Consider the following 7,168-nt stretch of genomic DNA (forward strand, 5'->3'; position numbering starts at 1 on the left):
AACATTAAGTTCTTATAATAGCATCTTATCACACCCCATCTGGGCGGATAGACTGAGAAACATCGTCATTACGCTAAGGAATTACGCTATGTCCAGATTCGCTATCGCTGTCGATCCTAAAAATCCTCAGCAATTTATTCGCATTGACCAGCCGGAGCTTTCTCCCGGTCCTTTAGACCTGCTGGTTGAAATTAAAGCCATCGCCATGAACCCGGTCGATACCAAAGTCCATGCGGGATTGAAAAAAAATGGGCTGCCTCAGCCGCGCATTCTCGGCTGGGACGCTGCGGGCGTCGTTATCGGCGTCGGTTCACAGGTTCAAAACTTTACCGTGGGGGATGAAGTCTGGTACGCCGGCGACATCACCAAACCGGGCTGCAACGCGACGCATCAGCTGATTGACTCCCGGCTGGTGGCCCGCAAGCCGTCTTCCTTGAGCTGGGCGGAAGCGGCAGCCGTTCCGCTCACGGCGCTCACCGCTTGGGAAGGGCTGTTCGAACATCTGAAAATTCAGGACGCCGGCGCAGACAAAACGCTGCTCATCATCGGCGGTGCGGGCGGCGTTGGTTCACTGGCAATTCCGCTGGCGGCGCTTAAAAGTAAAGTCCGCATCGTGGCGACCGCTTCGCGCCCTGAATCCGCTCAGTGGTGCCTTGAGCGCGGCGCTTCGCTCACGGTCGACTACCGCGACCTGAAGCAAAATCTGCTCAGCCACGGCATTAAGCAGGTGGACTATATTTTCTGCCTGAACGACACCGACGCCTACTGGAACGCCATGGGCGACATCATTGCTCCCTTTGGCCACATTTGCTCTATCGTCGAAAGCCACAAGCCGCTAGAGCAGTCGCTCATCCGCTCTAAGGGCGTCGCGCTACATTGGGAGCTGATGTTCACCCGCAGCATGTACCAGACGCCGGATATGGCGGAGCAGGGACGGATCCTGGAGCGCGTCGCCGCACTGATTGACGAAGACAAGCTAAAGGGAAGCCTAAGTACGACGCTGCACGGCCTGAGCGTTGACAGCATTACGCAGGCGCACCAAAAGCAGCTTGAAGGGACAACCATCGGCAAGACGGTTATTGTCTATTAAGTTGGGCGCTTCTCTCCGGCCGACTGCGGCCCGAGAGAAGCGAAGCATCGCTCTACAGATCTTCCAAAACGGATAGCGCGTCAGAAAGCTTCTTCACACCGAAAACCTGCATATTGGGAATCGCCTTCTTCGGTGCGTTGGCAAACGGCACGATGGCGCGCTTAAAGCCGTGCTTGGCCGCCTCGATGATTCTTTCCTGCCCGCTGGGGACCGGGCGAATTTCCCCCGCCAGCCCTACTTCGCCAAATACCACCAGATCCTCCGGCAGCGGGCGGTCGCGCAGGCTGGAAACCAGTGACAGCAACAGCGCAAGGTCGGCGCTGGTCTCCATCACCTTTACGCCGCCAACGACGTTGACGAACACGTCCTGATCCGCCATTTGTAGGCCGCCGTGGCGATGCAGCACCGCTAGCAGCAGCGCCAGTCTGTTCTGTTCAAGGCCTACCGCTACCCGCCTTGGGTTCGACAGCATCGAGTGGTCTACCAGCGCCTGGATCTCAACCAGCAGGGGGCGAGAGCCTTCCCACAGCACCATCACCGAACTGCCGGAAGTGATCTCTTCGCCGCGGCTTAAAAAAATGGCCGACGGGTTGTTGATCTCTTTTAGCCCCTGTTCCGTCATGGCGAAGACGCCCAGCTCGTTCACCGCACCGAAACGGTTTTTGTGGCTGCGCAGCGTTCTGAAGCGGGAATCGGCGTCGCCGTCCAACAGTACGGAGCAGTCGATGCAGTGTTCCAAAACCTTGGGGCCGGCCAAAGAGCCGTCTTTCGTCACGTGCCCTACCATAATGATGGCTACGCCCTTGGTTTTGGCAAAACGCGTCAAATAGGCCGCCGTTTCCCGCACTTGCGCAACGCTGCCGGGAGAGGACTGCACGTCGGCCATGTGCATGACCTGTATGGAGTCGATGACCATGATCTTAGGCTGCTCTTGCTCGGCAATCAGGCAAATCTGCTCAATGCTGGTTTCAGACAGCATTTGAAGGTGCTCGGTGGGAAGCCCCAGGCGATGCGCCCTCATGGCAACCTGCTGTAGCGACTCTTCGCCGGTAACGTACAGCGTTTTCATCTGCCCGGCCAGTTTGCACATGGTCTGCAACAGCAGCGTACTTTTACCCGCGCCGGGATTGCCGCCGATAAGGATCGCGCTGCCCGGCACTACGCCGCCGCCGAGAACGCGGTCAAACTCCTTAAAGCCGGTAGAAAAACGAGGAAGCGCCTCCAGACTTATCTCTGACAGCTTCTGAACCTTAGAAGCGCCGGAATCTCCCGCATAGCCCGAGAAGCGGTCAAGTCGGGCCGACGCAGCGGCGGCCAGGCGGATCTCGGTAATGCTGTTCCAGGCCTGACAGGCGCTGCACTGCCCCTGCCAGCGCGGATAGTCCGCTCCGCATTCATTACAGACGAACGCGCGTTTAACCGGCTTTGCCATGACGACTCCCCATTAACTCAACGTCTCCTAACAGTGCTGTGTAACAAAAAAGCCAACTCTATTTACCTTCATGGTTTAAGCTGGAGGAAAGAATGCAGAGTACCCCAAGCAGGTTCGCCATACGAATCGCCACCTTGGATTTGGAATACACCTTCGGCTTTGCGTGATAGGCAATGCCCAATCCAGCCACCTTGATCATTTTCAGATCGTTCGCGCCGTCGCCGATAGCTACCGTTTGGCTCATGGGAATGGACAACTCTTCCGCCAGTTGTTGAAGCTTTTGCGCTTTAAATTTGGCGTCAACGATAGGCCCTACTACCTTACCGGTCAATTTACCCTGCTTTATACCGAGCTGGTTGGCCGATACGGAAATCAAATCCAGGCGCTCGCGCAGATAGTCGGCAAAGTAAGTAAATCCGCCGGAAACTATAGCAACCTGCCAACCGGCCTCGTGCAGACGCTCAACCAGCGTCGTCAGGCCCGGCATCAGGGGTAAACGCTCCCTTACCGAGTCAAGAATAGCGGCATCCGCATCCTTTAAGGTCGCCACCCTCTGACGCAGGCTGGCGGCGAAATCCAATTCTCCACGCATTGCCCGCTCGGTAACTTCAGCAACCTGTTCTCCCACGCCGGCCAGACGGGCGATTTCGTCAATACACTCAATCTCAATCGCCGTAGAATCCATGTCCATCACTAAAAGTCCAGGGGAGCGCAATGAGGGTAAATTCCCCATCTGCGCGACGTCCAGCCGATGCTCTTCCGCAATTTTTTTCGCCTTCACTGAAAGCACGCCGGCCAGGCGAACAACCCGGTATTCTTCCACGCTCCAAGCGGACACCACAACCAACGGCTCGTTCAGTCGACGCTGAAACTGGGAAAGCCGTTGCTTGTCCAATCCTTCCCCGTACAATAGCCAACCCGTGTGGCCGGCCCAGTAGTCAAGCGGCATAACCTCATCGCCGCTAAGCGACAGCGGTAGCCCGGGCCAGCAATCAATCTCCGCGGGCAAATCGCTATAGGTCAGACTAATAGGCATATAACAAACTCCTTCAAAAGACGGGGCAAATCGGCTAAATCACTTTTAGCCAGCAAACAGCGTTCAAAACTATCCTAACTAATAGAGTTCTGGCAACATAAAACATCTTCTACATATAGGGTGACGGCATGTCCAAGCGGCTTAAGATAAAATTTCAACTGCATCGGATCGTTATCGTTCTGTTTTGCCTGGCGTTGTTGGCCGCCCTTATGCAAGGAATCACCTATTTCAGCCTAAACGGTCAGGCGACACAAGCAAAACAGGCTCAGGCGCTGGCCAGAACGCTGGCTAAGCAGGTTACGTTCTCTCTTGTTTCTATGATGGATGAACCAACGGAAGAAAGCGATGAGCCGCAGATCCGCGCCATTTTACGGCACGTAACTGAAAATAGCCGCGTACTTGACGCCTCCGTTTATCGCGTCGGCGGCGCGCTTATCGCACAGGAAGGCGAGCAAACCGGCGCTCGCGAACGCTTGGCTATAGATAATAAAGGTTCAGTTAAACCGGAAAATCAGCAGATTGTGGAAATGATTGAGGGTAAAGACGGCCCCTTGGGTTTCGTTCGTCTGACTCTCGATACCCACGTATCTAAAGCAGAGACGGCGGAACAAAAAAAAGCGACCAATATGCTTCGGCTAATGCTCGTGCTGGCGGCAGCCGTTGGCTTTATACTGGCTCGAGCGCTGCTGGCCCGCAGGCTGGAGGATAAATCAACGGCCGCTCCGGCTCATCCCGAAAGCACATCGACAGAATCGAACAACCCGACGCAGCCGAAAAAGAAGCGCCCCCATAAGAAAAAACCCTATCGCTGACCGGGCCAGAAAAGAGCTAATGAGTTTAAATAGATCTGTTGGGCTATCTGCTCAGGCGGCTCTTCTCTCAGCAGGCAAAGCTGTTCAAAGACCTGCACTATCCGTTCCGGCCGATTAGGCTGCCCCTGAAATCCGGCCAGCGGCATATCTGGCGCATCGGTTTCCAACACAAGCCTCTCCAAAGGGAGCTTAGCGATAGCGCGCCGAGTTTTTTGCGCTCGCTCATAGGTAATAACGCCGCCGACGCCGATAAAATAGCCCAGCTTAATAAACGCCTGCGCCTGAGAAAGGCTGCCGGAGAACCCGTGAATAACGCCCGTTCTGCTCTGATTTGCTTCACGAAGCAGCTTGGCCAGACGATCATGAGTCCGCCGAGAGTGCAAAATGACGGGAAGATTGAATCGTTCTGCCAGCCTTAGCTGCTCGATAAGCAACTGCTCCTGGCGCGCCAGCTGCGGAGTTTCCATATAGTCGTCCAGCCCAATCTCCCCTACAGCAACAATGCGATGGTTTTTCTCAGAGAGGTATCGTTCCAATTCATCCACATCACTATTTTTGTGGCGGTCGATATAGAGCGGATGCAGGCCCAGTGCGCCATAAACGGAAGAAAAACGCCCGATAAGCCGCGTAATGTCATCGAACCTGTCTCGGGTTACTGCAGGGACAATCAGGCGCTCAACGCCGCTGTGCCCAGCCAGTTGAAGGCTTTCTTCCTCATGCTCCAGAAAAGGGGGAAAATCAAAATGGCAGTGAGTATCTATAAAAGCGGCTTTCACTCGCACTCCTCTGAAAATCAAAGCTGTCTATATCCGATCTGTCGTTGACTATAGCAGAGAGCGAGCTGCAGGCTGGAGGAAATGTGTACTTGCGAATAGTAAAGAAAGGTCACGATCGCTAAAAAACGACCGTGAAAGAAAAAATAGATAACCGTTAGTGCCTGACCTTGGTTTCCAGGTCAAGTCGCTTCTGTTCTTTGCCGTAGTCTTCCTGCAACAGGCCAGAAAGCCAGTCGCTGTTTCCAGCAAAGTATTCGTTTTCCATACCGGCAAATTCCGCCCACCATTCTCTAAAGCTGCCTTTCCACTGCTTTAGCCTACCTAGAATAATATCGCTATTCATCATGATGGCCTCCTCTGTTAGTCGGTAGCGGGTAAAGCTGTCGCTTTACCCTATTACTAGCTCTACGGTTTAATTTCTATGTCATTTTTTACGCTTTTCACGCCGTTCACCTCAGCGGCGACGCGTTCTGCCTGAGCACGCTGTTTTTCAGTTTTTACCGTACCGCTTAACAGTACCGTGCCTTCGCTGGTCTGTACCTTAACGGTGCGGGAGGGAACTATGCTGTCAGCCAACAGTTTTGCCTTAACTTCACTGGTAATGGCCGTGTCGTCCACATAAGCCCCAACCGAGCTTCCTTTGCCCTGTTGTACCTGAAGTTTATTACTAACAGATTTCACGCCTTCAACCTGCTTAGCTATGTTCTCTGCCTGAGCGCGCTGCGCCTCACTGCCGACAAAGCCTCTCAACGTTACGGCGCCAGCGCTGGTTTTAACTGAAATATCGGTGGATTGAATGGCCTTATCGTCTAACAGTGCGCTCTTTACCTTCGCTGTAATCGTACTGTCGTCCATAAAGCCGTCGACTTTCTTCATTGACTTGTCAATTTCTGTTCCGGCCTTATCTACCGAGCTTTCAATAGAAGTACCAAGCCCCTTAACCGCATTCTCCGTTTTAGCAGCAACGGTCTCTTCGGCAAGTGCGGCACCGCTGCCAAGCAAAGCAGCCAACACAACGGCCGTAGTGGAGCGAACAAGAAAAGTATTATTCATTGATAACCACCTCTATAGATAAAGTTGTTTAGCAATGTCTGGCGACTCGTCCCTGTTGAATATCATTGCAGTAAAGATCTTTCCGTAAAGTGCATCTTGCAAGTATTGGGCCACATTCATAATTCATTAATTATTCAATAGGTTATTAGAATCACCGTTTCTTATATTTGAGATAGCGTCTCTTATTGACGACATTATGCAAATTAAAAGAAACATTTCGGCAACAAACAAAATAACGTATTGAATTAACTAATAATTAACTGTCACCAATTGGCAACAGCCCACGATGAACACCATTATCCCCATGCAGAAATGCCAGACAGGTACTTTTTAACTATAGGATAAACGCGGGTAAAGTGTTGTATAGATCACAAAAAAAACGTCACTGAACTTATAGTTCTTATCGTAACTAATAAGAAAGTATGAAGGGAAAGATAAACGCAAAAAGGCCACTCTTTCGAGTGGCCTCTTCTAATTAAAAGCCTGGCAGTTCCCTACTCTCGCATGGGGAAGCCCCACACTACCATCGGCGCTACGGCGTTTCACTTCTGAGTTCGGCATGGGGTCAGGTGGGACCACCGCGCTGTCGCCGCCAGGCATATTCTGTTTTACTCCGCCGCTTCCGTATTCATCATACTTCCGCCACAGAGCTCCAATCCACAAACAAGCTAAATAACTCTTCGTCTCTAAAACGCCTTCGGCGTTGTAAGGTTAAGCCTCACGGTTCATTAGTACTGGTTAGCTCAATACATCGCTGCACTTACACACCCAGCCTATCTACGTCATCGTCTTTAACGTTCCTTTAGGGAACTCAAAGCCCCAGGGAAGACTCATCTTGGGGCAAGTTTCGCGCTTAGATGCTTTCAGCGCTTATCTTTTCCGCACGTAGCTACCGGGCAATGCAATTGGCATCACAACCCGTACACCAGCGGTGCGTTCACTCCGGTCCTCTCGTACTAGGAGCAACCC

The 7,168-nt window shown here is 52.7% G+C and carries 7 protein-coding genes and 2 rRNA genes; 2 read left to right on the top strand and 7 right to left on the bottom strand.

Annotated elements, in window-relative coordinates; all coding sequences use genetic code 11:
* Nucleotides 1-88: 88 nt before the first annotated feature.
* Nucleotides 89-1,090 (top strand): zinc-binding alcohol dehydrogenase family protein, encoded by a 1,002-nt coding sequence (locus G544_RS0111625; protein WP_027274772.1) that lies wholly within the window; start codon nt 89-91, stop codon nt 1,088-1,090.
* A 52-nt stretch (nt 1,091-1,142) separates the two neighbouring features.
* Here the strand turns inward: G544_RS0111625 and radA are convergent, their stop codons facing one another.
* Both radA and serB read right to left on the bottom strand, forming a co-directional pair.
* The gene (gene radA, locus G544_RS0111630; RefSeq protein ID WP_027274773.1) at nt 1,143-2,522 is read right to left on the bottom strand and encodes a DNA repair protein RadA; all 1,380 of its coding nucleotides are present in this window, start codon (nt 2,520-2,522) and stop codon (nt 1,143-1,145) included.
* A 58-nt stretch (nt 2,523-2,580) separates the two neighbouring features.
* Complete coding sequence (serB, locus tag G544_RS0111635) at nt 2,581-3,558, bottom strand: phosphoserine phosphatase (RefSeq protein ID WP_027274774.1); 978 nt, start codon at nt 3,556-3,558, stop codon at nt 2,581-2,583.
* Between the two features lie 128 nt (nt 3,559-3,686).
* Between serB and G544_RS20400 the strand changes: the two genes are divergently transcribed.
* Entirely contained in the window at nt 3,687-4,370 is a 684-nt protein-coding gene (locus tag G544_RS20400; RefSeq protein WP_051155707.1) for an AhpA/YtjB family protein, read from the top strand.
* Here the strand turns inward: G544_RS20400 and G544_RS0111645 are convergent.
* From G544_RS0111645 to G544_RS0111665, 5 genes are all read right to left on the bottom strand, one after another.
* The gene (locus G544_RS0111645; protein WP_036023898.1) at nt 4,361-5,146 is read right to left on the bottom strand and encodes a TatD family hydrolase; all 786 of its coding nucleotides are present in this window, start codon (nt 5,144-5,146) and stop codon (nt 4,361-4,363) included. The genes G544_RS20400 and G544_RS0111645 overlap by 10 nt on opposite strands.
* A gap of 154 nt (nt 5,147-5,300) precedes the next feature.
* Complete coding sequence (locus tag G544_RS0111650) at nt 5,301-5,492, bottom strand: CsbD family protein (RefSeq protein WP_373876286.1); 192 nt, start codon at nt 5,490-5,492, stop codon at nt 5,301-5,303.
* Between the two features lie 59 nt (nt 5,493-5,551).
* Nucleotides 5,552-6,199 (bottom strand): molecular chaperone OsmY, encoded by a 648-nt coding sequence (osmY, locus tag G544_RS0111655; protein WP_027274777.1) that lies wholly within the window; start codon nt 6,197-6,199, stop codon nt 5,552-5,554.
* Nucleotides 6,200-6,680: 481 nt separating this feature from the next.
* Nucleotides 6,681-6,796, bottom strand: a 5S ribosomal RNA gene (rrf, locus tag G544_RS0111660).
* Nucleotides 6,797-6,906: 110 nt separating this feature from the next.
* Nucleotides 6,907-7,168: ribosomal RNA gene (locus tag G544_RS0111665) — 23S ribosomal RNA — on the bottom strand; the annotation flags it as partial.

It is taken from the genome of Leminorella grimontii ATCC 33999 = DSM 5078 (genome assembly GCF_000439085.1).
Taxonomy (GTDB): domain Bacteria; phylum Pseudomonadota; class Gammaproteobacteria; order Enterobacterales; family Enterobacteriaceae; genus Leminorella; species Leminorella grimontii.